We start from the raw sequence: 24,877 nt of genomic DNA, 5'->3' as shown, positions 1-24,877 counted from the left end.
TCGGAGGACCTCGGTGGCGCCCTTTGCGTGCAGGTGAGGTGCCGGCGCCCCGTCCGCGGCATGATCCGCCCGACCGGTCCTACGCCGGTCTGTCCGTGGTCGGCACCGCCGTCGCGCCCGACAGCCGGTACGCGTCCAGTGCCAGGGTCATCTCGATCAGGTCCCGGGGACGGGCCAGCGACCGGGAGGTCAGCTGTTCCAGTCGGCGCAGGCGGTTGAAGACCGTGTTGCGGTGGCAGTACAGCCGGCCGGCGGCGCGGCCCGCGGAACCCTCGCAGGCCAGCCAGACGTCCAGGGTTTCCAGCAGCACCGCGCGGTCGGGCGGCTCCAGGCCGATGAGCGCGCCGAAGACGTCCGAGACCAGCCGGCCCGCGAGTTCCGGCTGGCTCACGACCAGGGCGGTGGGCATGCGCTGGTCGAGGCGTACGACCTCGTGCGCGTCGGGCGGACAGGTGCGCAGCGCCAGCTCGGCGAGCCGTCGTGCGCGGCCAAGCTCGGCCAGACCGGGTACGACGGGACTGATACCGCCAGGCCCCGAGCACCGCCCGCTCAGCAGCCGGGCCACCGTGTCCAGGTCCTGGCCGGGGCCCAGCAGCACCACGCCCACCTCGCGGTCGGCGCGCATCCGCCAGACGAAGCGGTACCCGGCGGCCGGCAGCGGCCGGTGGAAGGCTTCCCGCGCGTCCCGGCGCTCGGTCCGCAGCACCACCACGGCGTACGCGCCGCGCTCCGGCAGATCGAGCCCCGCCGCGGCCCTGGCGGCGAGGCCCGGCGTCTCCTGTCCCGCGGGCTCTTCCAGGAGGGCGTCCAGGAGCGCGTGCAGCTGTTCGTCGGTTCGACGGCGCAGTTCCATCTCGGTCGCCCGGTAGGCGTCCGAGGCCACCGCCGCCTGGGCGTCGATCGCCGCCCACACGAGCGTCGCCGAGCGCATCAGCACGCCGAGCCGCTCCGGCTCCTGACTCCCGGCGCCCTCCAGCAGGGAGTCCCACACCAGATAGCCTGCGCTGCGGTACGCGTGCACCAGCAGCTCCAGCGGCAACCCCTGCTGGGCGCGGCGCTGACCCGCCTCCTCCGCGTACTGCAGATCACGGCGCGGTGCCTCGCGGGGTGCGGAGATGGTCTCGATGCCGATGCGCATCGCGTCCTCCGCCTCCCGCCACTGCTGGTCGTACGGCAGGACCTGGTCGTAGACGGGGGAGTGCTCCGCAAGTCGGCGCAGATGCTCGTCGACCAGTTCCGGCAGCCGCTCCAGGAGCGCCGTGCAGGACTCCGCGAGAACTTTCCAGTCATGACCGGTACGCCTTCTGCGCGCTCCCATGGCCGGAGGATGCCACCGGTGGCCCGGCTTGGGCAGGCCCCTGACACGCAGTCTTGTGCGCGTGCACAACGGGCGGCCGTATCCGCTGGTCACCGGCAGCGATTCGGCCGCGACCCGTGGACGGACGTCCCACCCGGTGCTGGGGTGAGCGCCACACAAGGCGGAGGAAGGGGGCGGTGCCATGGGGGGCTCCGATCTGGTCGTGCAGGACCTGTCGGTGGGGTACGGCCCGGTGCGCGCCCTGCGCCGGGTGTCGCTGGAGGTGCCGGAGGCGGCGGTGGTGACGGTCCTGGGCGGCAACGGCGCCGGCAAGTCGACGCTGCTGCGGGCGGTCAGCCGTACCCTCTCCTTCCACGGCGGGGCGACGACCGGCGGCACCGTGACGCTCGGCGGACGCCGTATCGACGGGATCGGACCCGACCGGGTGGTGGCCGCGGGGGTGTCCCAAGTGCCGGAGGGGCGGCGGGTGTTCGCCCGGATGACCGTCGCGGACAATCTGCGGGCCGGGGCGCTCGGCGCCGCCGGCGGACGGGCGGACCGGGCCGCCGCCCTGCGCCGGGTCCACGAGCTGTTCCCCGTCCTCGCCGAACGGGCCCAGCAGCGGGCCGGACTGCTGTCGGGCGGTGAGCAGCAGATGCTCGCCGTCGCCCGCGCCCTGATGGCCGTACCGAAAGTGCTGCTGCTCGACGAGCCGTCGCTGGGGCTGGCCCCGCTGATGGCCGCGCGGATCGCCGACACCGTGCGCGAGATCAACGAACAGGGCACCTCCGTCCTGCTGGTCGAGCAGAACGCCGCGCTCGCCCTGCGCCTCGCCACCCACGCCCACGTCCTGGAGGTCGGCGAAGTCACGCTCTCCGGCCCGGCCGCCGAACTCGCCGCCTCCGACGAGGTGCGGCGCCGCTACCTGGGTGTGGTCGACGAGGACGCGGCCGCCGACGCGGCGGGCGCCACCCGATCCCACCCGGCGCTGCCCAGATGGGAGGGGTGACATGGACACCAGTGGCATGGACACCCCCGAGCCGAACACCCCCGACACGGACACCACGGACACGAACACCCCCGACACGGACACCCATGACAAGGAGACCCTGCACGTCGACCACCTCACCGTCCGCTTCGCCGGCCTCCTCGCCCTGGACGACGTCACCTTCACCGTGCGCCCCGGCACCGTCCACGCCCTGATCGGCCCCAACGGGGCGGGCAAGTCGACCTGCTTCAACGTCCTGTCCGGGGTCGTCCGGGCCGCTTCCGGCAGCGTCCGCTTCGGCGGCCACGAGCTGACCGGCATGCCCGCGCACCGCATCGCCGCACTCGGCGTCGCCCGTATCTTCCAGAACCTCGCCCTGCCGCCCCACACCACCGTCGAGGACAGCCTGCTGTTGGGCAGACACCGGCTGACCAGGACCGGGTTCGTCGCCGCCGGACTGCGGCTGCCGTCGGCGGCGAGCGAGGAGCGCCGGCACCGTGAACGCGCCCGGGAGATCGCCGCGTTCGTGGGACTCGAGGAGTACCTGGACAGGCCCGCGGGCTCCCTGCCGTACGGGCAGCAGAAGCTCGCGGAGCTGGCCCGCGCGCTGTGCATGGAACCCCGGCTGCTGCTCCTGGACGAACCGGTGGCCGGGATGACGGCCGAGGAGCGGCGCGGCGTCGCGGCCGTCATCGCCGGGGTCCGCGACAGCCTCGGCATCTCCATCGTCCTGGTGGAGCACGACATGGGAGTGGTGATGAGGCTCGCGGACACGGTGACCGTGCTCGACTTCGGGCGGCTGATCGCGGGCGGCACACCGGCCGACGTACAGAACGACCCGGCCGTCGTGCGTGCCTACCTCGGCGAGGAGGCCGCGTCGTGAGCACCTTCGCCGAACTCCTCCTCAACGGCGTCTCGCTCGGCTCCGTCTACGCCCTCATCGCCCTCGGGTTCGTGGTGATCTTCCGGGCCACGGAGGTCGTCAACTTCGCGCACGCCTCGCTGCTGCTGGCAGGCGGCTACATCACCGCGATCCTCCACGACGACATCGGGTTCTGGCCCGCGCTGCTGGCCGGCATCGCGGGCGCCGCGCTGGTCGGAGCGGCCGTCGAGTTCCTGGTGATGCGCCGCTACCGGGGCAGCGACCAGAGCGTGCTGGCCATCGTGACCATCGGCGTCGACATCCTGCTCACCACCGAACTCACCCGGCGCATCGGCACGGACGTCCTGACGCTGGGCGACCCGTGGGGCGACGCCGTCCTCACCGTCGGGTCGATCTCGATCGCCCACACCCGGATCGCCGCTTTCGTCGCCGCCGCCCTGCTCATCACGGCGTTTCTCCTCGCCTTCCGCTACACCACCTGGGGCGTGGCGATGCGCGCGGCGGCCGAGAGCCCGGAGACCGCCGCCCTCATGGGGGTCAGGCTCGGCCGGGTCTCGCTCGGGGCGTGGGCCGTCGCGGGCGGCCTCGCGGCGGTGGCCGCCCTCTTCCTCACCGTCTTCCCGACCCCCGGCCTGGAACGGGCCACCTCCCTCGCCGCCCTCAAGGCCTTCCCGGCGGCGATCCTCGGCGGCCTCGACTCGACGACGGGCGCCCTGGTCGGCGGACTGCTCATCGGCGTGACCGAGTCCCTCGCCACCGGCTACCAGAGCGACCTGACCTTCCTGGGCCGGGGCCTCGGCGACCTGGCGCCCTATCTGGTCATGCTCGCGATCCTGCTCATCCGGCCCGCCGGGCTGTTCGGCACGAAGGAGCTCGCCCGTGTCTGAGGCTCTCGCGGGCGGCACCCGACCGATGTGGTTCACCCGTACTCGTACATATGTCTGGGCAGGTGGCACGCTTCTGCTGCTCGCGCTGCCCTTCTACCTGGACCGCTTCTGGCTCCAGGCGGGTCTCTTCGCCATGGCCGCCGCGATCGGCGCCATCGGCATCAACCTCCTCACCGGCGCCACCGGCCAGCTCTCCATGGGCCACGCCTTCTTCCTGGCCGTCGGCGCCTACGGATACTGCGTGTTCGCCGGTGACGGGAGCGACGGCCTCACCGGGCTCGGCCTGCCGACCTGGCTCGCCGCCGTGCTGGCCACGCTGGTCGCCGGGGCCGCGGGCGGACTGTTCAGCCCCATCGCGGGCCGGCTGCGTGGCGCCTACCTCGGCATCGCGACCCTCGCACTGATCTTCATCGGCCAGCACGTCCTGTTCAACGCCCGCGACCTCACGGGCGGCTTCAACGGCCGTGACGTACCCGCCCTGAACCTCTTCGGCCTCACCTTCGACGACCGTGAACTCCTCGTCGCCAACGTGCCGTTCGGCTCCGCCGAGAAGCTCTGGTACGCCGGACTCGTCGTCCTGCTCGGCTGCGCGCTGTTCGCCCGCGGAGTGCTGCGCGGCCGTCCTGGGCGGGCCATGAACGCGATCCGCGACCACCGCATCGCGGCCGGGGTGATCGGTGTGCCCGTGGCCCGCTACCGGGCCGCCGTCTTCGTCCTGTCCTCGATGTACGCGGGACTCGCCGGGGTGCTGCTCGCGCTCGTCTTCCAGCGGACCGTGCCCGACTACTTCGGGATCACGCTCTCCCTGGAGTACCTCGCCATGATCGTCATCGGCGGACTCGGTTCCGTGTGGGGCGCGGTGCTCGGGGCGGCGTTCGTCTCCCTGCTGCCGCAGCTGCTGACCCGCTACAGCGACGCGCTGCCGCTGGTCTCCGACCCGGGCACGGGCGGGATCGCACCGGGCGAGGCGTCCCGGTACCTGTACGGCGCCGCCGTCGTGGCGGTGGTGCTCTTTCTGCCGGGCGGCCTGGTCAGGGTGGCCGCCCGATATCGCGTCGCACGCAATCCAGGGGAGGAACGATGACCACGACGTATGCGGCCAGGGCCGCCGCGGGCGCGCTCGCCGCGCTGCTCGTGCTGGCCGGCTGCAGCTCCAAGGCCAAGGACGACGGCGACGGCGAGGGCGCGGCGGGCGGTGTGAAGACCGGCGAGGGAGTCTCCGGCAAGACGATCACGCTCGGCGCGCTGACCGACATGACCGGCGTCTACGCGACCCTCGGCAAGAGCGTCACCCAGGCCCAGCAGCTGTATGTGAAGCAGCTCAACGCCAAGGGCGGGGTCTGCGGCTACAAGGTGTCCCTCACCGTCCGCGACCACGGCTACGACCCGCAGAAGGCGGTGTCCGGGTACACGGAGCTGGCGCCGAAGGTGCTGGGCTTCGCCCAGTTCATCGGCTCGCCGTTCGTCGCCGCGGTCAAGCAGCGCGTGGACGGCCAGGACAAGGGCCTGGTGCTGCCGCAGGCATGGGCGCACTCGCTGCTCGGCAGCCCGTACATCCGCGTCATCGGATCGACGTACGACATCGAGACGATCAACGCCATCGACTTCCTGATGCAGGAGAAGGGGATCAAGAAGGGCGACAAGATCGGGCACGTCTACTTCGAGGGGGACTACGGCGAGAGCGCCCTGGTCGGTGCGAAGCACATGGCCGAGGAGTCCGGGCTGACGGTCGTCGAGCAGAAGATCAAGCCGACGGACAACGACATGACCGCACAGGTCGCCGCCCTGAAGAAGGCGGGCGTCAAGGCGATCGTGATCAGTGCGGGACCGCGCCAGGCGGCCTCGCTCGTCGGTGTCGCGGCGGCGGGCGGCTTCGGCGTCCCGGTCATCGGCAACAACTCGGCCTTCGCCCCGCAGCTGCTGGCCACCGAGGCGGGCCCCGCCCTGGAGAAGAACTACTGGGTGGCCTCCCCGTCGCTGCCCGTCGGGGCCGACACCCCGCAGGCGAAGCAGCTCGTGGCGGACTACGAAGCGGCGTATCCGAAGGACGCGCTGGACAACGGCGTGGTGGCCGGCTGGACGGCGGCCTCCGTCTTCGGCGAGGCCCTGAAGAAGGCCTGCGCGAGCAAGGACCTCACGCGTGAGGGCGTCGACAAGGCGCTGCTGACGCTGGACGCCTTCGACGTCGGCTTCGGTATCACGCAGGACTTCACCGACCCGAAGGCCGCGTCGTCCCGGCAGAGCGTGATCCTCCAGCCGGACAAGGCGGTCACGGGCGGCATGAAGGTCGTACGGGAGGCGGAGGCGTCGTCGGTCGCCGAGGCCTACACGCCGGGTGCCTGAACCAGCGCAGAAAGCAGAGGGCCCGAACCATGCGGTTCGGGCCCTCTGCTCTGTCGGGGACTACGGCAGCTGCGCCGCACGTGCCTCACGACGGTTGTCGCGGAAGTTGTTCACCCGGCGGGCCGTGGCGAACAAGGGGATCACCGCACCCGTGACCAGCTGCAGGGCACAGCCCGTCTGGAGGAGGAGCTGGCCGCTGGGGGCGTCGAAGGCCCAGGCGGCCAGGAGGCCCATCGAGACGACGATCCAGGACAGCATCGCCACCGCGAGGCGGCCCCGCGGCTTCGGGTACTCGACCCGGCTGACCATCAGCCACGCGGTGCCGAGGATCGCCAGGAGCGTCGCCACGAAGGGCAGCTCCAGCAGCACGATCGAGACCACCGTCAGCGCGCCGAAGGGGCTCGGCATGCCCTGGAACATGCCGTTCGGCGGCGTCACGCAGGAGAAGCGCGCAAGCCTGAGCACCACCGCCAGCAGGACCACGATCGCCCCGACCGCCGCCACTCTCTGGTGCGCGTCGTCCGCGACCATGCCGTAGACGAGGACGAAGTACGCCGGGGCCAGACCGAAGCTGATCAGGTCCGACAGGTTGTCCAGCTCGGCACCCATGGGGGAGGAGCGGAACTTGCGGGCCACCAGTCCGTCGAACAGGTCGAAGACCGCCGCGCACAGCATCAGGATGACCGCCGTGGCCGCGCTGTGACGGGCCATGCCGGTTTCCTGGCTGCCGGTGAGGTGCGGGATCAGGATGCCGGTGGTGGTGAAGTACACCGCCATGAAGCCGCAGGTGGCGTTGCCGAGGGTGAGGGTGTCGGCTATGGACAGGCGGAGAGAAAGAGGCATCTCCTCCTCTTCGTCCACCACCTCGTCGGCCTCGGGCACCCAGCCCGCCTGTGTCTCCGGATCAACCACGGTCAATGCGAGTCACCCCAGCCACGGTCTTCTGCCCGACCTCGACCGCGACCTCCACGCCCTCGGGCAGGTAGATGTCGACACGCGAGCCGAAGCGGATCAGACCGATCCGGTCACCCTGCTCGACCTTCGTGCCCTGGGGCACGTACGGGACGATGCGGCGGGCGACCGCGCCGGCGATCTGGATCATCTCGATGTCACCGAGTTCGGTATCGAAATGCCAGACTACGCGCTCGTTGTTCTCGCTCTCCTTGTTGAACGCCGGAACGAACCCGCCGGGGATGTGCTCGACCGACGTCACGGTACCGGCGAGCGGAGCGCGGTTGACGTGGACGTTGAGCGGGCTCATGAAGATCGCGACGCGGGTACGTCCGTCCTTCCACGGCATGATGCTCTGCACCACACCGTCGGCGGGCGAGATGACCCGGCCCTGGGTGATCTCGCGCTCGGGGTCGCGGAAGAACCACAGCATGCCTGCCGCGAGCGCGGTGGCGGGTACGGCCACGGCCCTGGCGGCACCGGAGCGGCGCGCGCGGACCAGGCTGAGGGCTGCGGTGGCGACGGTCGGGAGAAGCCACGGCGATGCTCCGCGCGCGAGGCGTACGCCTGCCAGGCTGTCGCGTGGTGCAGAGGTTTGGCTGTGGGGCATGGATGACCTTCGTAGCGGATGATGCCGCGCTGCGTAGAGGGGGACGGCGGCTTTCACGCGATCGTACCGGGCGCGGGCCACAACTGGGCAAGCCAGGAAGCCGAGTCGGCGGCCGAAGAGTGTTGACGGGGTGTGATCTTCTTCGCGAAGAAAACACCCCGAACCAGGACATCTAGCCCTGGAGTCGATACTCTTCGAGCAGTCTGCGCCCGATGATCATTTTCTGGATTTCGGCGGTACCTTCACCGATCAGCAGCATCGGGGCCTCCCGGTAGAGGCGCTCGATCTCGTACTCCTTGGAGAAGCCGTAGCCGCCGTGGATCCGGAAGGAGTCCTCCACGACCTCCTTGCAGTACTCGGAGGCGAGGTACTTCGCCATCCCTGCTTCGAGGTCGTTTCGTTCCCCGGAGTCCTTTTTGCGTGCTGCGTTGACCATCATCGCATGCGCGGCCTCGACCTTGGTGGCCATCTCCGCGAGTTTGAACTGGATCGCCTGGTGCTGGGCGATCGGCTTGCCGAAAGTGTGACGCTGCTGGGCGTACTGGACGCCGAGTTCGAAAGCACGCTGAGCGACCCCGCAGCCACGCGCCGCCACGTTGACGCGGCCGACCTCCACGCCGTCCATCATTTGGTAAAAACCGCGGCCGGTGGCGCCGCCGAGTACCCGATTGGCCGGAATGCGCAGGCCGTCCATGATGAGCTCGGTCGTGTCGACGCCCTTGTAGCCCATCTTGTCGATCTTGCCGGGGATGGTGAGGCCGGGGCGGACCTCTCCGAAGCCGGGCTCCTTCTCTACGAGGAAGGTCGTCATCGACTTGTGGGGCGCGGTCCCCTCCGGGTGTCCTTCGTCACTCTTCACGAGGACGGCGACCAGGGTCGACGTACCGCCGTTCGTCAGCCACATCTTCTGGCCGTTCAGGACGTACTCGTCACCGTCCTTGACCGCCTTCGACGTGATGGCCGACACATCGGAGCCCAGCGCCGGCTCCGACATCGAGAAGGCACCCCGGATGTCACCGGCCGCCATCCTCGGCAGGAAGTGGTCCTTCTGCTCGTCGGTGCCGTGCTGCTTGAGCATGTACGCCACGATGAAGTGCGTGTTGATGATCCCGGACACCGACATCCAGCCGCGTGCGATCTCCTCGACACACAGGGCGTACGTCAGGAGGGACTCGCCCAGGCCGCCGTACTCCTCCGGGATCATCAGGCCGAACAGGCCCAACTCCTTCAGGCCGTCGACGATTCTCTGCGGGTACTCGTCGCGGTGCTCCAGCTCGGTCGCGACCGGGATGATCTCCTTGTCCACGAAGTCGCGGACGGTGGAGAGGATCTCCTGCTGGACGTCGGTCAGGCCGGCGGTCTGGGCGAGTCGCGCCATGGCTACTTCTCCTGCTGCTTCAGTTCGGGACGGCCCGGCTGCTCGCCGCCGCGCTCCTTGATGTACGTCTCGGTCGGCACCATGACCTTGCGGCGGAAGGTGCACACCAGGGTGCCGTCCTGCTTGTAGCCCTTGGTCTCGACGTAGACGATGCCGCGGTCGTTCTTCGACTTGGACGGCCACTTGTCGAGCACGGTCGTCTGGCCGTAGAGCGTGTCGCCGTGGAAGGTCGGCGCCACGTGCTTCAGCGACTCGATCTCCAGGTTGGCGATGGCCTTGCCGGAGATGTCCGGGACCGACATGCCGAGCAGGAGGGAGTAGATGTAGTTGCCCACGACGACGTTCTTGCCGAAGTCCGTCGTCTTCTCCGCATAGTTCGCGTCCATGTGGAGGGGGTGGTGGTTCATGGTGAGGAGACAGAACAGGTGGTCGTCGTACTCCGTGACCGTCTTGCCCGGCCAGTGCTTGTACGTCGCCCCGACCTCGAACTCCTCGTAGGTGCGTCCGAACTGCATGCTCACGCCTCCGGAATCTCGAACTTGCCGGTGCGCTGCATGCCGGCCGCGCGCCCCTTGCCGGAGACGACCAGTGCCATCTTGCGGCTGGCCTCGTCGATCATCTCGTCGCCGAGCATCGCGGAGCCCTTCTTGCCGCCCGCCTCGGAGGTGTAGTAGTCGTACGCGTCCAGGATCAGCTCGGCGTGGTCGTAGTCCTCCTGGGAGGGCGAGAAGATCTCGTTCGACGCCTCGACCTGGCCCGGGTGCAGCACCCACTTGCCGTCGAAGCCGAGGGCGGCGGCGCGCTGGGCGACCTCGCGGTAGCCGTCGATGTTGCGGATCTGGAGGTAGGGGCCGTCGATCGCCTGGAGGTTGTTGGCTCGGGCGGCCATCAGGATCTTCATCAGGATGTAGTGGTAGGCGTCCGCCGGGTAGCCGGGCGGCTGCTCGCCCACGACCAGCGACTTCATATTGATCGACGCCATGAAGTCGGCCGGGCCGAAGATGATCGTCTCGACGCGCTGGGAGGCCGTCGCGATCTCGTTGACGTTGTTGAGGCCCTGGGCGTTCTCGATCTGCGCCTCGATACCGATCTTCCCGACCTCGAAGCCCATGGTCTTCTCGATCTGGGTGAGGAGCAGGTCCAGGGCGACGATCTGCTGGGCGTCCTGCACCTTCGGCAGCATGATGCAGTCCAGGTTCGGTCCCGCACCCTCGACCACCGTCACGACATCGCGGTACGTCCACTCGGTCGTCCAGTCGTTGACCCGCACGACCCTGGTCTTGCCCGTCCAGTCACCCTCGTTGAGGAACTTGACGATGGTGTGCCGGGCCTCGGGCTTGGCGAGCGGCGCGCAGGCGTCCTCGAGGTCGAGGAAGACCTGGTCGGCGGGGAGGCCCTGCGCCTTCTCCAGGAAGCGCGGGTTCGAGCCCGGTACGGCCAGGCAGGAGCGCCTCGGACGCAGACGGTTGACGGGCGTGGTCATGCGGGGACCTCCAGGGGGTCGAGCTTGTTCGCTTTCCGGATCTCCTCGACGATGCGGCCGATGATTCCGGTGATGTCGAAGTCCTTAGGGGTGAAGACGGCGGCCACACCCGCGGCCCTCAGCTGCTCGGCGTCGCCATTGGGGATGATCCCACCGGCGATGACGGGTATATCTGTGGCACCGGCCACACGGAGCCGTTCGAGCACGTCCGGCACCAGTTGGGCATGCGAGCCGGACAGGATCGACAGTCCCACCGCGTGCACGTCCTCGGCGAGGGCCGCGTCCACGATCTGCTCGGGTGTGAGCCGGATGCCCTGGTAGACCACCTCGAAGCCGGCGTCACGCGCGCGTACGGCGATCTGCTCGGCGCCGTTGGAGTGCCCGTCCAGGCCCGGCTTGCCGACCAGGAAGCGCAGTTTGCCGACGCCGAGTTCACGGGCGGTCTCCTCCACCCGGCGGCGGACGAGCGCCATCGCGGTGCCCTCCTCGGCGGTCACCGCGACCGGCGCGGAGGACACGCCCGTCGGCGCCCGGAACTCTCCGAACACCTCGCGCAGCGCCCCGGCCCACTCGCCGGTCGTGACCCCGGCGCGGGCGCACTCCAGGGTGGCCTCCATGAGGTTGGCGGTGCCCTTCGCGGCCTCCTTCAGCCGCTCCAGGGCCTTGCAGGGGCGCGGGTGGTTGAAGGGCGGCTGGTAGCGGGTGTCGCGCCAGTTCTGGATCGAGGCGATGACACGGGCCTCGACGGCCGGGTCGACCGTCTGGATCGCGGCGTCCAGGTCGGCCGTGAGCGGGTTCGGCTCGGTCGACTCGTAGATGTTGACGCCGACGATCTTCTCCTGGCCGGACTCGATACGGGCCCGGCGTTCGGCGTGGGACGCCACGAGCTGCGACTTGAGGTAGCCCGACTCGACGGCGGCCATCGCGCCGCCCATCTCCTGGATCCGGTCGATCTCCGCCAGGGACTCCTCGACGAGCTGGGCGACCTTCGCCTCGATGACGTGCGAGCCCTCGAAGATGTCCTCGTACTCCAGCAGGTCGCTCTCGTGCGCGAGCACCTGCTGGATGCGCAGCGACCACTGCTGGTCCCAGGGCCGGGGGAGCCCCAACGCCTCGTTCCAGGCCGGGAGTTGGACGGCACGCGCGCGTGCGTCCTTGGAGAGGGTCACGGCCAGCATTTCGAGGACGATCCGCTGGACGTTGTTCTCCGGCTGCGCCTCGGTCAGCCCGAGGGAGTTGACCTGGACGCCGTACCGGAAGCGGCGCTGCTTGGCGTTCTCGATGCCGTACCGCTCGCGCGTGATCTCGTCCCAGATCCGCCCGAAGGCCCGCATCTTGCACATCTCCTCGACGAAGCGGACGCCCGCGTTGACGAAGAAGGAGATACGGGCGACGACATCGCCCATCCGCTCCGGCGGCACCTGGCCGCTGTCGCGCACGGCGTCCAGCACCGCGATGGCCGTCGACATCGCGTACGCGATCTCCTGGACCGGTGTGGCGCCCGCCTCCTGTAGGTGGTAGCTACAGATGTTGATCGGGTTCCACTTGGGGATGTGGGAGACCGTGTACGCGATCATGTCCGTCGTCAGCCGGAGCGAGGGCCCCGGCGGGAAGACATGGGTCCCCCGCGACAGGTACTCCTTGACGATGTCGTTCTGGGTCGTCCCCTGGAGCTTGGTGATGTCGTCACCCTGCTCCTCCGCGACGACCTGATAGAGCGCCAGCAGCCACATGGCGGTGGCGTTGATCGTCATCGAGGTGTTCATCTGCTCCAGGGGGATGTCCTGGAACAGCCGGCGCATGTCACCGAGGTGCGAGACGGGGACCCCGACCCGGCCGACCTCGCCGCGGGCGAGGATGTGGTCCGGGTCGTAGCCGGTCTGCGTCGGCAGGTCGAACGCCACCGACAGGCCCGTCTGGCCCTTGGCGAGGTTGCGCCGGTACAGCTCGTTGGACGCCTCGGCCGTGGAGTGACCGGCGTAGGTCCGCATCAACCACGGCCGGTCCTTTTCCTTTTGCGCCTGCGGCTGAGGGCGCTCCGTGCCGGTGTCGACGTTCCTCAGTCCGCGGTCGCTGCGCTCCCTTGTCTTCGTCTCTTTCGACACCGGCGCGCCCTCAGCCGCAGGCGCTGTCTGACGCTCAGTCATGCAACGGCTCCTCAGATGTTCCGGAAGCGGTTGATCGCGTCGACGTGCTGATCCCGCTTCTCGTGATTGCGCACGCCGAGGCCTTCCTCGGGGGCCAGGCACAGGACGCCGACCTTGCCCTGGTGGAGGTTGCGGTGCACGTCGTGGGCGGCCTGTCCGGTCTCCTGAAGGGGGTAGACCTTGGAGAGCGTCGGGTGGATCCTGCCCTTCGCGATGAGCCGGTTGGCCTCCCAGGCTTCGCGGTAGTTGGCGAAGTGGGAGCCGATGATGCGCTTCAGGGACATCCACAGGTAGCGGTTGTCGTACTCGTGCTTGAAGCCGGAGGTGGAGGCGCAGGTGACGATGGTGCCGCCCTTGCGGGTGACGTAGACGGAGGCGCCGAAGGTCTCGCGGCCCGGGTGCTCGAAGACGATGTCGACGTCCTCGCCGCTGGTCAGTTCACGGATCCGCTTGCCGAACCGCTTCCACTCACGCGCGTCCTGGTGGTGCTCGTCCTTCCAGAACTTGTAGTCCTCGGCGGTGCGGTCGATGATCGCCTCGGCGCCCATCGCCCGGCAGATGTCGGCCTTCTGCTCGCTGGAGACGACACAGATCGGGTTGGCGCCGCCGGCCAGCGCGAACTGCGTGGCGTAGCTGCCGAGTCCGCCGCTCGCGCCCCAGATCAGGACGTTGTCGCCCTGCTTCATCCCGGCGCCGTTGCGGGAGACCAGCTGCCGGTACGCGGTCGAGTTCACCAGCCCCGGAGCGGCGGCCTCCTCCCAGCTCAGGTGGTCCGGCTTCGGCATGAGCTGGTTGGACTTGACGAGCGCTATCTCGGCGAGCCCGCCGAAGTTGGTCTCGAAGCCCCAGATCCGCTGCTCCGGGTCGAGCATCGTGTCGTTGTGGCCGTCGCTGGACTCCAGCTCGACGGAGAGACAGTGCGCGACGACCTCGTCGCCCGGCTTCCAGGAGTTGACACCCGGGCCGGTGCGCAGGACGACGCCCGCGAGGTCGGAGCCGATGATGTGGTACGGCAGGTCGTGGCGCTTGGTGAGGTCGCTGAGCCTGCCGTAGCGCTCCAGGAAACCGAAGGTCGACAGCGGCTCGAAGATCGAGGTCCAGACCGAGTTGTAGTTGACCGAGGAGGCCATGACGGCCACCAGGGCCTCGCCCGGGCCGAGCTCCGGCACCGGGACGTCGTCCAGGTGGATCGACTTACGGGGGTCCTTGTCGCGGGTGGTGAGCCCGGCGAACATCTCCGTCTCGTCCTTGTGCACGGTGATCGCACGGTACGACTCGGGGAGCGGCAGTGCGGCGAAGTCGGCCGGAGTCGAGTCCGGCGACTGGATCGCTTCCAGGATGTCCTTGACGGTCACGGTGTTGCCTCCGGCGATACGCACCCTGAGGGAGGGGTGCTGAGGGTTACGTCGGTGCTGCTGAGGGTTTATTGGGTGATTGCCGTCGGTTCGGCGGTGGTGCTTCGGCAGCGCTTTGTGGCGCGGGAGGTTGCCTGTGACGCAGGCGTCCGGGCGCGCAGGCCGGAGAGGCTTGCGGGGACAGCCGACGTACGAATGGTCTCTGCACGCCGGCCGCCCGGACCATTTCAACGTATGGCACTGCGTGTCACCCCGCAAGGCACTGGGTGTCAGAAGTTGCTCTCAGGTGAAATCTTTACGTAACAAATGAGCGATGATCGATCGAACGGCCCGGGAAATCTGCTCAAAAAGGGGCTCTGACATGCCAAAACGGCCACCCCGAGGGGTGGCCGTCGTCACGCTGGCGAAGGGGCTCAGCGCTCCTTGAGGGCCTGCTCGATGGTGCGCATGACCTCGTCCAGCGGGGCGTCGGTGCGGGCGACCGTCACCAGCACCTCGCCCTGGGCGGAGACCGCCGCCGCGGCCGGCTTGGGGGTCGTGGTGCGCCCCGCCCCGATGCCCGTGCCGAAGGTCTTCCGTACGATCGCGAAGGCGTGGTCCAGCTGTGCCTCGACGTCTCCCTGGCCCCCGGCCCGCAGCCAGCGCCGCAGCACGTGGTTGTGGGCGGTGACCACGGCGGACGCGGCGACCTCCGCCAGCAGCGGGTCGTCGTTGGCGTCGTCGTCGTGCGCGTGCTCGTCGAAGTGGCCGAGGAGATAGCGGGTGAACAGCCGCTCGTAGCGGGCCACCGACGCGATCTCCGCCTCGCGCAGCGTCGGCACCTCGCGCGTGAGCTTGTAGCGGGCGACCGAGATCTCCGGCCGGGCCGCGTACATCCGCATGACTTCCTTGATCCCGCGGCACACCGTGTCGAGCGGATGCTCGTGCGCCGGGGCGGCATTGAGTACCGCCTCGGCCCGGATCAACGTGTCGTCGTGGTCGGGGAAGATCGCCTCTTCCTTGGAGCGGAAGTGCCGGAAGAACGTACGTCGGGCGACCCCGGCCTGTGCCGCGATCTCGTCGACGGTGGTCGCCTCGTACCCCTTGGTCGCGAACAGCTCCATCGCCGCGGCCGCCAGTTCACGGCGCATCTTGAGCCGCTGGGCCGCCGCGCGGCTGCCCGCGGCACTCTCCGGCGCGTCGGGCGTGGCTGGTGTACGTGAGGACTTGGCGGGCTGGGACATGACCCGAACGTACTGCATGTGCGCAGCTTGTTGCGCATGCACGGGCCTTCCCCCGCCCTCCACGGGCGGGGGAACCGCAGCGGGATCGAGCAGCCCGCCCCAGTCCTCGGCGTCCCTGAACCAGTCGCCGGGACGATCAACGCCGGGCATATTCGCGGAAGCCGCGGCCCGTCTTGCGGCCGAGGCAGCCCGCGGCCACCAGGTGCTCCAGGAGGGGCGCCGGAGCGAGCCCCGGGTCGCGGAACTCGCGGTGCAGGACCTTCTCGATGGCCAGCGAGACATCCAGGCCGACGACGTCCAGCAGCTCGAAGGGGCCCATCGGGTAGCCGCCGCCCAGCTTCATCGCCGCGTCGATGTCGTCAAGAGATGCATAGTGTTCCTGCACCATCTTGATCGCGTTGTTGAGGTACGGGAAAAGCAAGGCGTTGACGATGAATCCGGCCCGGTCGCCACAGTCGACGGCATGCTTCTTGATCTTGACGCAGACCTCGTGAACCGTGGAGTGGACGTCCTCGGCCGTCAACACCGTACGGACCACCTCGACCAGCTTCATCGCCGGTGCCGGGTTGAAGAAGTGCATGCCGATCACGTCCTGCGGGCGTGAGGTCGCGCGGGCGCAGGCGACGACCGGCAGTGAGGAGGTCGTCGTCGCGAGGACCGCGCCCGGCTTGCAGACCTTGTCCAGCGTCGCGAACAACTGCTGCTTGACCTCCAGGTCCTCGGCGACCGCCTCGACGGCCAGGTCGACGTCGGCGAAGGAGTCGTAGGAGCCCGCCGGGGTGATCCGGTCCAGGGTCTGCGCGGCCGCCTCCGCGGTCATCCGGCCCTTGTCGACAGACCGTGAAAGCGACTTGCCGATACGGGCCTTGGCGGTCTGTGCCTTCTCCTCGCTGCGGGCGGCGAGGACGACCTCGTACCCGGCCTTGGCGAAGACCTCGGCGATTCCGGACGCCATGGTGCCGGAGCCCGCGACGCCGACGGAGCGGACGGCTCGTCCGGGGGTGTCCGGACCGCCGGCCGGCGGGGAGAGCGTGTCCGGCACGACGGTCGCGCTGCCCGGAGCCTCGTAGGTGTAGAAGCCGCGGCCCGACTTGCGGCCGGTCAGGCCCGCCTCGCTGAGCTGCTTGAGGATCGGGGCGGGGGCGTGCAGCCGGTCGTGGGAGGCGGTGTACATGGCCTCCATGACCGTGCGGGCGGTGTCGATGCCGATCAGGTCGAGCAGTGCGAGCGGGCCCATCGGCAGTCCGCAGCCGAGCCTCATCGCGGCGTCGATGTCCTCGCGGGAGGCGTACTTGGCCTCGTACATCGCGGCGGCCTGGTTGAGGTAGCCGAACAGCAGCCCGTCCGCGACGAATCCGGGACGGTCGCCGACCGCGACGGGCTCCTTGCCGAGGTCCAGGGCCAGGTTCGTGACCGCGGCGACGGCGGTGGGCGCGGTCAGCACGGAGGAGACGACCTCGACCAGGCGCATGGCCGGGGCCGGGTTGAAGAAGTGCAGGCCCAGCACGCGCTCCGGGTGGGCCGAATCGGCGGCCAGCCGGGTGACGGAGAGGGCGTTGGTGCCGGTCGCCAGGATCGTCCCGGGCCGGACGATCCCGTCCAGCTCGCGGAAGACCTGCTGCTTGATCTCGTACGACTCCGGGGCCACCTCGATGACCAGGTCCGCGTCGGCCGCGGCCCGCAGGTCGGTGGAGGTGCGGACGCGGGCCAGAGTGTCGCTGCGCTCCTGCTCGGTCAGCCGGCCGCGCTCCAGGGCGCGGGCGGTCGAGGACTCCAGGGCGGCGACGCAGCGGGCCGTCGCGGCCTCGCTGATGTCGATGCCGACGACCTCGCGGCCGGCCTTGGCGAGGACCTCGGCGATGCCGGTGCCCATCGTGCCGAGGCCGACGACGGCAATGGTCTTGAGCGGGGACAGAGGGGTGTCGGACAGGGGAGTGGCCATCGCGGGACTCCAGGAATGAGGGTGACGACTGGGAGTGCGACCGGGTGCGCCGAGAGGCGCACGCCGGTTGCCGGGTGAGGAGTGCGGGTGTTGCCGGGCTGCGAGCGCACACGCCCGGTGCCGTCACCGCGGGCGTGCACACGCCCGGAGAACGGCGGATCGACCGGCCCTGTCCCGGAGCCGAGTCGTACTGAGGTACACGATGTACCGAACCGACCAGCACTCACGACGGCTGCGTCACCAGGCCGTCGTCAGCAAATCCACGAGTGGGTAACTCGCTCGTCTGAGCTTAACTGGTGGGTAACGAGCGCGCCAGCCCCCGAGTTTGTGATGTAGGTCCCGGCCCGGTGGCGGCCCGTCTACTCTCGGCCCCATGGACGAAGAGTTGCGATCAGTCACGGAGCGCTTACGGCGGGAGTCGGGGGCGCCGGCGGCGTACGAGCATGTCGTGACGACCGAGGACCTCGACGAACTGGCGGATGTGCTCACCGCGCCCGGGCAGCCGCTGTGGGCCAGGGAGTTGGCGGCCTTCCGGCTGGGGCTGGCCGGTGACCGCCGGGCTTTCGAAGCTCTCGTCCTCCTCCTCAACCACCGTGACCCGCAGCGCTGTGCCTCCGCCGCGCACGCCCTCGCCCGCCTCGGTGATCCCCGCACGGCCCGGGCCGCGGCAGCCCTCGCCACCAACGAACTGCGCGTCGCCTACGCCCTGCACCCCGTCCGGCTCCTCACCGAACTGCGCGCCCCCGAGTCCGTACCCGCCCTCGTCACCACCCTGGAGCGACGGCTCCGCCCGCACGACCCGTACCGCAAGGTCGCCCTCGCCTGCGTGGAGGGCCTGGGCACCCTCGGTGACACCCGGGCGAGACCCGTCCTGAAGGAGGCCCTCGCGCATCCGCCACTCGCTCAGGCGGCGATGCGGGCGCTGGAGCGGCTGCCCGAATAGGGCCGAGCCGTCGGCCACCTCGAAGGGCTCCTCGGCAGGTCGGTCACGCGGGCAGCACCGCGAACGCCTCGATCTCCATCAGGAATTCGGGTCGGACGAGGGAGGCGACCTGTACGGCGGAGGCGGCGGGGAGGCGGTCGTCGGGTATGTGGGTGGCGCGGGCCTCGCGGATCGCGGGCATGTGGGTCATGTCCGTGACGAAATAGGTGAGTTTGATGACATCGCCGAAGCCGGCACCGGCGGCTGCCAGACAGCGGCGGAGGTTCTCGAAGACCTGGTGGGCCTGGGCGGCCGGGTCGCCCTCGCCGATCAGCTTGCCGTCCTCGTCCAGGGAGAGCTGGCCGGAGATCGCGACGAAGCGGCCGGTGCCCATGACGACGTGCGAGTACTGCGCGGCGGCGGCGACCCCGTCGGGGGCGGGGATCCTGGTCAGATCGGTCATGTGTCCATGGTGGACCATGGGTCTGACAACGCCCGCCCCCGACGGTGCGCTCAGCCGCGGAAGCCGACCAGGCCGTGCAGTGTCGAGCCGCGTGCGGACGACGACGCCGACGCCGTCGAGCTCAGCGGTTCCGGATCGGGCAGCGCGGCGCACACCGCGTCGACCCCGCCGGCGCCGCGCGGCACCGTGCCGTCGGTCAGATACGCCGCAAGGTACTTGTCCAGACAGGCGTTTCCGCTCAGCGAGATGCCGTGGTTCCCGCCGCCCTGCTCGACCACCAGGCTGGAGCCGCGCAGCAGACGGTGGACCGTGGCGCCGCCCTCGTACGGGGTGGCGGCGTCGTCGGTCGCCTGGAACAGCAGCACCGGCGGCAGCTTGCCGTTGGCGATGTTCACCGGGTCCAGCGAGTCCGTCGGCCAGAACGCGCACGGCGCGTTGTACCAGGCGTTGTTCCAGGTCATGAACGGCGCCTTCTGGTAGACCGCCCAGTTGTCCTTGCGCCACTGGTTCCAGTCGCTCGGCCAGTCCGCGTCACGGCACTGCACCGACGTGTAGATGCTGTAGCCGTTGTCTCCCGCGGGGTCGATCGCGGCGAAGTTCTCGTACGCCTCGACCAACGGGTCGGCGTTCTTGTCGTTCACATAGGCCGCGAACGCCTCGGCGAGATAGGGCCAGTAGCCGTTGAAGTAGCCGCCCGGAAGGAAGGTGTCCTCCAGTTCGGAGGCGCCCACCTTGCCGCCGGCCGGCTTCTTGGCCAACGCGGCCCGCATCGCGTACGACTTGGCCTCGATCCCGGCCGGGTCGGTGCCGAGCTCGTACGTCGAGTCGTACTTGGCGACCCACGCCATGAACGCCTGGTGGCGGTCGTTGAAGGCGTGGTCCTGGGCGATGTTGTCCTCGTACCAGACGCCCGTGGGGTCGACGATCGAGTCCAGGACCAGGCGCCGCACCCGCTCCGGGAAGAGCTTGCCGTAGACCGCGCCCAGGTAAGTGCCGTAGGAGTAGCCGAAGTAGTTGATCCGCTTGGCGCCGAGGGCGCTGCGGATGGAGTCCATGTCCTGGACGGCGCTGATCGTGTTGATGTACGGCAGCAGATCCGCGTACTTCTCACCGCAGGCCTTGGCGAAGGACTTGGCGCGGACGAGGTTGGCCTTCTCGATCGCCGCGGTGCTGGGCACGGAGTCCGGGCGCACCGGGTTGAAGTAGCCCGGCTTGCAGTCGAGGGCGGGCTTGCTCGCGCCCACGCCGCGCGGGTCGAAGCCGATGACGTCGTACTGCGCCGCGACCGCCGCGGGGAGCGCCGAGGCGACGAACCCGGCGAGCGTCAGACCGCTGCCGCCGGGGCCGCCGGGGTTGACCAGCAGCGGGCCCTGGTACTTCTTCGCGGTGTGCGGGACGCGGGACAGGGCGAGGGTGATCTGTCGCCCGTGCGGTTTCGCATGGTTGAGCGGCACCTTGAGGGACGCGCACTGGAGCGTCGGATAGTCGGTGGTGCCGCACTTCTTCCAGGTGAGTTTCGCGGCGTGAGCGGTGTCCGCGGTCCGCGGGGCGCTCGCGTCGGCAGGGACGGCCGTGACGGTCCCGGCCACGACGACGGCAGCGCCGCACAGCACGGCTGCGCGTTTTCTCATGGAGTCCTCCCAGGACGGAGGGGTTTCGGACCGCGAGGGCCACGGTCCACGCCGCATCGTCCCGGAAAGCACCCTCGGAAGAACGCGTTCTGGCAAGACTTGACCCAATCGGGGCGTGGGATGCGCTAGAACGCTCTCAAATCAGCGAAAGTTGGGTCGGTTCGGACAGATTCGGCCGCGCCGGCTCAGGGTCCACCGACTCCGGCTCCCGGATCCGCCGCGGCATGCCCCCGCTCGCGGGACCGATGCCGTACTCCTGGGCCAGTTCATGGACCTGACGGGTGAGCCGGCGTTGGTACCACTTCGGCGCGTAGGCGCCGGCCGCGTACAACCGCTCGTAGCGGCGCACCAGGTGGGGGTGGTGATGGCCGAGCCAGGCCATGAACCACTCGCGCGCTCCGGGGCGCAGATGCAGCACCAGCGGAGTGACCGAGGTGGCTCCGGAGGCCGCGATCGCCCGTACGGTGGCCCGGAGTTGGGCCGGGTGGTCGCTCAGGAACGGCAGCACGGGAGCCATCAGGACCCCGCACCCGATGCCGTGCTCGCTCAGTGTCCGTACGACGTCCAGCCGGCGCTCCGGCGCGGGCGTGCCCGGCTCGACGGTGCGCCACAGCTCGGGGTCGGTGAAGCCGACCGAGACGGAGATGCCGACGTCCGTCACCTGCGACGCCTGCTTCAGCACCTCGAGGTCGCGCAGGATCAGCGTGCCCTTGGTCAGGATCGAGAACGGGTTCGCGTGGTCGCGCAGGGCGGCGAGGATGCCCGGCATCAGGCCGTACCGCCCCTCGGCCCGCTGGTAGCAGTCGACGTTCGTGCCCATCGCGATGTGCTCGCCCTGCCAGCGGCGTGAGCCGAGCTGGCGGCGCAGCAGCTCCGGGGCGTTCACCTTGACCACGATCTGGGAGTCGAAGTCGATCCCCGTGTCGAGGTCGAGATAGCTGTGCGTCTTGCGGGCGAAGCAGTAGATGCACGCGTGCGTGCATCCCCGGTAGGGGTTGACCGTCCAGTCGAAGGACATGCGGGAGACCCCCGGCACCCGGTTGATGATCGAGCGGGCCCGCACCTCGTGGAAGGTGATCCCGCGGAACTCGGGCGTGTCGAAGGTGCGGGTGACCACAGAGTCCGCGCCGAACAGCGCGGCGTCGGTCTGGCTGCCGCCGGACTTCACTGTGAGGTTCTCCCAGCGCATGACGCCTCCTCGGTAGCACTGCCCCCCGATTGAAACACGTGTTCGAATTAGCGTGCAAGGGCGGTTTCTGATCGCTTCGGACGCCCGGGGGCACCCCGATTTGGGCGGCCGGGGAGCGGGGTGGTTGGCTTGCTCCCGCCCCCGAAGAACCAGGTCCTGGAGGAAGTCAATGGCGCAGGTCGAGGCCACTACTGAGCGGGTCGTCGTGGCGGACGCGGAGAAGGTGTTCGACGCCCTCGCCGACTACAGCGGCACGCGCGCGAAGCTCCTGCCCGAGCACTTCAGCGAGTACGAGGTGCGTGAGGGCGGCGACGGCGAGGGCACCCTCGTGCACTGGAAGCTCCAGGCCACCAGCAAGCGCGTGCGCGACTGCCTCCTGGAGGTCAGCGAGCCCACCGACGGTGAGCTCGTCGAGAAGGACCGCAACTCCACGATGGTCACCACCTGGCGGGTCACCCCGGCCGGTGAGGGCAACTCCCGGGTCGTCGTGACCACCACCTGGAAGGGCGCCGGCGGTATCGGCGGCTTCTTCGAGAAGACGTTCGCGCCCAAGGGTCTCGGCCGGATCTACGACGCGGTGCTCGCCAAGCTCGCCACCGAGGTCGAGAAGTAGTCCCGGGTCGAGAGCCCACTCAAGAAGCCGGTCTGCAAAGGCCGTTGGTGCCTCACCGGTTCGAGTGGATCTCCTGATCGACCGGCATGATGCCGTAACTCGTCGCGCTTGCTCCTAGTTGTCGCCTTTACGCGGGAATTGTGTGGCAGCGCGACGAGGGGAGCGGTACGTGGGCGGGACGACTCTGGTGCAGCACGAACCGGCTGCGGCGCCCCCGCGGACCCCCGCACCTCCACTGGCCCAGCCCCTCGAACTCGGCCCGCGCCGCGTCCGGTTGGTCTTCTTCGGGCTGATGCTGGCCCTGCTCCTGGCCGCCCTGGAGCAGATGATCGTCGCCACCGCGCTCCCGAAGATCGTCGGCGAGCTGCACGGCCTGGACAAGATGTCCTGGGCGATCACCGCCTACCTGCTCACCTCCACCGTCGTCCTGCCGATCTACGGCAAGCTCGGTGACCTCCTCGGCCGCAAGAGCGTCTTCCAGTTCGCGATCGTCGTCTTCGTCGTCGGCTCCGCGCTCGCGGGCCGGGCCGGGACCATGGACCAGCTGATCGCCTACCGCGCGGTCCAGGGCGTCGGCGCGGGCGGACTCATGATCGGCGTGCAGGCGATCATCGCCGACATCGTGCCGCCCCGGCAGCGCGGCCGGTACATGGGCCTGATCGGCGCCGCGTTCGGCCTCGCCTCGGTCGCGGGCCCGCTGCTCGGCGGCTACTTCACCGACCACCTCTCCTGGCGCTGGTGCTTCTACATCAACGTGCCCTTCGGGCTGGTCACCATGGCCGTCGTCGCCGTTGTGCTGAAACTGCCGAAGCCCCAGGTCAAGCCCCGGTTCGACGTCCTAGGCTCCCTGCTGCTCGCGGCGGCCTCCACCTGCCTTGTGCTGCTGACCAGTTGGGGCGGCACCGAGTACGCCTGGGACTCGAGGGTCATCATCGGCCTCGGCGCGGGCGCGGCGGCCGCCGCGCTGCTCTTCCTGGTCGCCGAGCACTTCGCGGCCGAACCCCTCATCCCGCTGCGGCTGTTCAGGGACTCCGTCTTCAACGTCACCGGTCTGGTGGGCCTCGTGGTCGGTGTCGCGCTGTTCGGCGCGGCCAGCTATCTGCCGACCTTCCTCCAGATGGTCGACGGGGCGAGCGCCACCGAGTCCGGACTGCTGATGCTGCCCATGATGGGCGGCATCGTCATCGCCTCGATCGTCTCCGGACAGCTCATCAGCCACACCGGCCGCTACAAGATCCACCCGATCCTCGGCGGCGCCCTCTCCGTCGTCGGGATGTGGCTGCTCTCAGGGCTCGACATCGACACGCCCCGACTGCACTACAGCATCTGGATGGCCGTCCTCGGCGCCGGCATCGGCATGGTGATGCCCGTCCTGATCCTCGCCGTGCAGAACTCCGTGCGCCCCGCCGACCTCGGCACCGCGACCAGCGCCAACAACTACTTCCGGCAGATCGGCGGCAGCGTCGGCGCGGCCGTCTTCGGCACGCTCTTCGCAGACCGGCTCACCGACGCCCTGGCCGAACGCGTCCCCGCGGGCGCCGGACTGCCCGACGCCGAGTCGATCACCCCGCAGCTCGTCCACGCGCTGCCACCGGAGCTGCGCGACGCGTACATCGGTGCCTACGCCGAGGCCATGCCGCGGATCTTCCTCTACCTGGTGCCGGTGCTCGTCCTGGGCCTGCTCATCGCCTTCTTCCTCAAGGAGACCCCCCTGTTGAACACCGCAGCGTCCCACAACGCCCCCGCCACCGACACGGAGCCCCCGTACGTGAACGCCACCGTCCCGCAGGCCCGATCGCCGTACGCCGCCGGAATCCCCGTCTGCGGCACGGTGCAGCACCCCGACGGGACCGTCGTCCCGCGCGCGGCACTCACGCTCATCGATGTCTCCGGCCAGCAGATCGGACGGGGCGCGAGCGGCGAGGACGGGCGGTACGCGCTGTCCACGCCCGGCTCGGGGTCGTACGTCCTGATCGCCGCGGCGGGCGGCCACCAGCCGCAGGCCGTCTCCGTGACCGTCGGCGAACGGCCCGTCGACCTGGACGTCGTCCTCGGCGGCGCCGGACGGCTCGCCGGGGGCGTGCTCACCGCCGACGGCACGCCCGTACGGGACGCCACCGTCACGCTGACCAACGTGCACGGCGAGGTGGTGGCCAGCACCCGCAGCGGACGCGAGGGCGGCTATGTCATCGGCGAGCTGGTCGCCGGGGAGTACACCCTCGCGGCCAGTGCGCCCGCGTTCCGGCCCACCGCGCTGCCCGTCACCGTCCAGGCCTCCCGGGAGACCCGCCAGGACATCGAACTCGCCGGCGGCGCCGTGCTGCGCGGCACCGTGCGCGCGAGCGGCGGGCGGCCCGTCGAGGACGCGCGCGTGACGCTGCTCGACGCGGCGGGCAACGTCGTGGACACGCTGACGACCGGATCCGACGGAACGTTCCGGTTCGTGGATCTGTCGAGCGGTGAGTACACGGTCATCGCCGCCGGATATCCGCCCGTCGCCACCGTGCTCCAAGTGGCGGGCGGCGGACGGACGGAGCGGGACCTCCAGCTGGGGCACGAGGACTGAGTCCCC

The 24,877-nt window shown here is 69.7% G+C and carries 21 protein-coding genes; 8 read left to right on the top strand and 13 right to left on the bottom strand.

What is annotated here, in order from left to right; genetic code table 11:
• Positions 1-79: 79 nt before the first annotated feature.
• A complete protein-coding gene (locus tag ACIHFB_RS17435) occupies positions 80-1,318 on the bottom strand; it encodes a PucR family transcriptional regulator (RefSeq protein WP_400127248.1) in 1,239 nt (412 codons plus the stop codon).
• 181 nt (positions 1,319-1,499) lie between these two features.
• Here ACIHFB_RS17435 and ACIHFB_RS17430 point away from each other — a divergent pair, with 181 nt between their 5' ends.
• From ACIHFB_RS17430 to ACIHFB_RS17410, 5 genes are read left to right on the top strand one after another with little or no spacing between them, the layout of a single operon-like run.
• The gene (locus tag ACIHFB_RS17430) at positions 1,500-2,306 is read left to right on the top strand and encodes an ABC transporter ATP-binding protein (protein WP_365273838.1); all 807 of its coding nucleotides are present in this window, start codon (positions 1,500-1,502) and stop codon (positions 2,304-2,306) included.
• Between the two features lies 1 nt (position 2,307).
• Positions 2,308-3,168, top strand: a complete 861-nt coding sequence (locus ACIHFB_RS17425) for an ABC transporter ATP-binding protein (protein ID WP_400127247.1) — start codon at positions 2,308-2,310, stop codon at positions 3,166-3,168.
• Complete coding sequence (locus tag ACIHFB_RS17420) at positions 3,165-4,055, top strand: branched-chain amino acid ABC transporter permease (protein ID WP_365273832.1); 891 nt, start codon at positions 3,165-3,167, stop codon at positions 4,053-4,055. The genes ACIHFB_RS17425 and ACIHFB_RS17420 overlap by 4 nt, the downstream gene beginning before the upstream one ends.
• Positions 4,048-5,139 (top strand): branched-chain amino acid ABC transporter permease, encoded by a 1,092-nt coding sequence (locus ACIHFB_RS17415; RefSeq protein WP_400127246.1) that lies wholly within the window; start codon positions 4,048-4,050, stop codon positions 5,137-5,139. Before ACIHFB_RS17420 ends, ACIHFB_RS17415 begins: the two co-directional genes overlap by 8 nt.
• Entirely contained in the window at positions 5,136-6,398 is a 1,263-nt protein-coding gene (locus ACIHFB_RS17410; RefSeq protein WP_400127245.1) for an ABC transporter substrate-binding protein, read from the top strand. Before ACIHFB_RS17415 ends, ACIHFB_RS17410 begins: the two co-directional genes overlap by 4 nt.
• A 60-nt stretch (positions 6,399-6,458) precedes the next feature.
• On the opposite strand, the gene pssA is transcribed toward ACIHFB_RS17410, so the two are convergent.
• From pssA to ACIHFB_RS17365, 9 genes are all read right to left on the bottom strand, one after another.
• Positions 6,459-7,316: a CDP-diacylglycerol--serine O-phosphatidyltransferase gene (gene pssA / locus ACIHFB_RS17405; protein ID WP_365273828.1), complete on the bottom strand. Its 858-nt coding sequence runs from the start codon at positions 7,314-7,316 to the stop codon at positions 6,459-6,461.
• Positions 7,303-7,959 (bottom strand): phosphatidylserine decarboxylase, encoded by a 657-nt coding sequence (locus tag ACIHFB_RS17400; RefSeq protein WP_400127244.1) that lies wholly within the window; start codon positions 7,957-7,959, stop codon positions 7,303-7,305. Before ACIHFB_RS17400 ends, pssA begins: the two co-directional genes overlap by 14 nt.
• A gap of 172 nt (positions 7,960-8,131) precedes the next feature.
• Positions 8,132-9,337 (bottom strand): acyl-CoA dehydrogenase family protein, encoded by a 1,206-nt coding sequence (locus ACIHFB_RS17395; protein ID WP_365273825.1) that lies wholly within the window; start codon positions 9,335-9,337, stop codon positions 8,132-8,134.
• Between the two features lie 2 nt (positions 9,338-9,339).
• Positions 9,340-9,852: a MaoC family dehydratase gene (locus tag ACIHFB_RS17390; RefSeq protein WP_365273822.1), complete on the bottom strand. Its 513-nt coding sequence runs from the start codon at positions 9,850-9,852 to the stop codon at positions 9,340-9,342.
• A gap of 2 nt (positions 9,853-9,854) precedes the next feature.
• On the bottom strand, positions 9,855-10,820 hold the full coding sequence (locus ACIHFB_RS17385; protein WP_365273819.1) for a CoA ester lyase: 966 nt from the start codon (positions 10,818-10,820) through the stop codon (positions 9,855-9,857).
• Positions 10,817-12,967, bottom strand: coding sequence for a protein meaA (locus tag ACIHFB_RS17380; protein ID WP_400127242.1), 2,151 nt, complete (start codon positions 12,965-12,967; stop codon positions 10,817-10,819). Before ACIHFB_RS17380 ends, ACIHFB_RS17385 begins: the two co-directional genes overlap by 4 nt.
• A gap of 11 nt (positions 12,968-12,978) precedes the next feature.
• Complete coding sequence (gene ccrA, locus ACIHFB_RS17375) at positions 12,979-14,322, bottom strand: crotonyl-CoA carboxylase/reductase (protein WP_400127241.1); 1,344 nt, start codon at positions 14,320-14,322, stop codon at positions 12,979-12,981.
• 413 nt (positions 14,323-14,735) lie between these two features.
• Positions 14,736-15,545, bottom strand: coding sequence for a TetR family transcriptional regulator (locus ACIHFB_RS17370; RefSeq protein ID WP_365273810.1), 810 nt, complete (start codon positions 15,543-15,545; stop codon positions 14,736-14,738).
• 136 nt (positions 15,546-15,681) lie between these two features.
• Positions 15,682-17,487, bottom strand: coding sequence for a 3-hydroxyacyl-CoA dehydrogenase family protein (locus ACIHFB_RS17365; RefSeq protein WP_400127240.1), 1,806 nt, complete (start codon positions 17,485-17,487; stop codon positions 15,682-15,684).
• 373 nt (positions 17,488-17,860) lie between these two features.
• On the opposite strand from ACIHFB_RS17365, the gene ACIHFB_RS17360 reads away from it, so the two are divergent.
• Positions 17,861-18,430: an adenylosuccinate lyase gene (locus tag ACIHFB_RS17360; protein WP_365273804.1), complete on the top strand. Its 570-nt coding sequence runs from the start codon at positions 17,861-17,863 to the stop codon at positions 18,428-18,430.
• Positions 18,431-18,473: 43 nt separating this feature from the next.
• Here the strand turns inward: ACIHFB_RS17360 and ACIHFB_RS17355 are convergent, their stop codons facing one another.
• The 3 genes from ACIHFB_RS17355 to ACIHFB_RS17345 all read right to left on the bottom strand — a co-directional run bounded on the left by ACIHFB_RS17355 (position 18,474) and on the right by ACIHFB_RS17345 (position 21,692).
• Positions 18,474-18,872 (bottom strand): RidA family protein, encoded by a 399-nt coding sequence (locus tag ACIHFB_RS17355; protein ID WP_365273801.1) that lies wholly within the window; start codon positions 18,870-18,872, stop codon positions 18,474-18,476.
• Positions 18,873-18,922: 50 nt separating this feature from the next.
• On the bottom strand, positions 18,923-20,503 hold the full coding sequence (locus ACIHFB_RS17350) for an alpha/beta hydrolase (RefSeq protein ID WP_400127238.1): 1,581 nt from the start codon (positions 20,501-20,503) through the stop codon (positions 18,923-18,925).
• 136 nt (positions 20,504-20,639) lie between these two features.
• Positions 20,640-21,692, bottom strand: a complete 1,053-nt coding sequence (locus ACIHFB_RS17345; RefSeq protein WP_400127236.1) for an Rv2578c family radical SAM protein — start codon at positions 21,690-21,692, stop codon at positions 20,640-20,642.
• Positions 21,693-21,861: 169 nt separating this feature from the next.
• Here ACIHFB_RS17345 and ACIHFB_RS17340 point away from each other — a divergent pair, with 169 nt between their 5' ends.
• Together ACIHFB_RS17340 and ACIHFB_RS17335 are read left to right on the top strand one after the other, a co-directional pair.
• Complete coding sequence (locus ACIHFB_RS17340; RefSeq protein ID WP_365273792.1) at positions 21,862-22,305, top strand: SRPBCC family protein; 444 nt, start codon at positions 21,862-21,864, stop codon at positions 22,303-22,305.
• Positions 22,306-22,474: 169 nt separating this feature from the next.
• The gene (locus ACIHFB_RS17335; RefSeq protein ID WP_400127234.1) at positions 22,475-24,871 is read left to right on the top strand and encodes an MFS transporter; all 2,397 of its coding nucleotides are present in this window, start codon (positions 22,475-22,477) and stop codon (positions 24,869-24,871) included.
• Positions 24,872-24,877: the final 6 nt, after the last annotated feature.

It is taken from the genome of Streptomyces sp. NPDC051963 (assembly GCF_044593495.1).
Classification (GTDB): domain Bacteria; phylum Actinomycetota; class Actinomycetes; order Streptomycetales; family Streptomycetaceae; genus Streptomyces.
This window is presented reverse-complemented; position numbering and strand designations above follow the sequence as displayed.